2 tRNA genes are annotated in these 805 nt (G+C 45.2%); both read right to left on the bottom strand.

Annotation, left to right across the window (positions count from 1 at the left end):
- Positions 1-293 precede the first annotated feature (293 nt).
- Positions 294-367: transfer RNA gene (locus tag IE165_RS18435), tRNA-Ala, on the bottom strand.
- A 93-nt stretch (positions 368-460) separates the two neighbouring features.
- Positions 461-534, bottom strand: a tRNA-Ile gene (locus IE165_RS18430).
- Positions 535-805: the final 271 nt, after the last annotated feature.

The following is an 805-nucleotide window of genomic DNA, read 5'->3' as shown; positions in this document are numbered from 1 at the left end:
TTATCACGTCCTTCATCGCCTCTGAGAGCCTAGACATCCCCCGTGTGCCCTTTGTTACTTTCTTCGCTCATGCACCCCTTTTGCTAGGTACATGGCTGCCTTTGTCCTACCTGTATCCCGGCATCAATGCCTGGACACGTTCGGACCATTGTTGTCTTCTCTTGTGTTTTCTTTCTTTCAATATGTCAAAGAACTCTTTCTCAGTACTTAGATATCAGTAGTCAGTACTTAGATACGTTCATGTCGCCATGTCTGCTCCAAATACGCCGTACCAAGTACTTCGTACTATCCAGTGGAGAATAACGGATTCGAACCGTTGACCCCCTGCGTGCAAGGCAGGTGCTCTAGCCAGCTGAGCTAATCCCCCTTTTTGGTAGTGGGTATTGAGTAGTGCGCAGTGCGATTCCAATGTCGCCATAAAAATTCGCTGTACGCAATACGCTGTACGCATTACCTTCCGTAGTCCCGAGCAGATTTGAACTGCTGACCCCTACATTATCAGTGTAGTGCTCTAACCAACTGAGCTACGGGACTAGCTTATCTTCTCATCTTCTCTCGGTATCCACGTCCTCTCGGGGTGGGCACTTTCTTCTTTTCTTAGATGTTAGTAGCTAGATATCGGTACTTAGACAGGGTCTATATACTACATACTATCTACTAAATACTCTTACTAGATGTTAGTAGCTAGATATCAGTACTTAGACAGGGTCTATATACTACATACTATCTACTAAATACTTTTCAACGATCATGATGTGGCGCAACGAGTGCCAATTTCGGACACTCTAGAAAGGAGGTATTCCAG

This window comes from Sphingobacterium griseoflavum (assembly GCF_014653155.1).
Taxonomy (GTDB): Bacteria; Bacteroidota; Bacteroidia; order Sphingobacteriales; family Sphingobacteriaceae; genus Sphingobacterium; species Sphingobacterium griseoflavum.
This window is presented reverse-complemented; position numbering and strand designations above follow the sequence as displayed.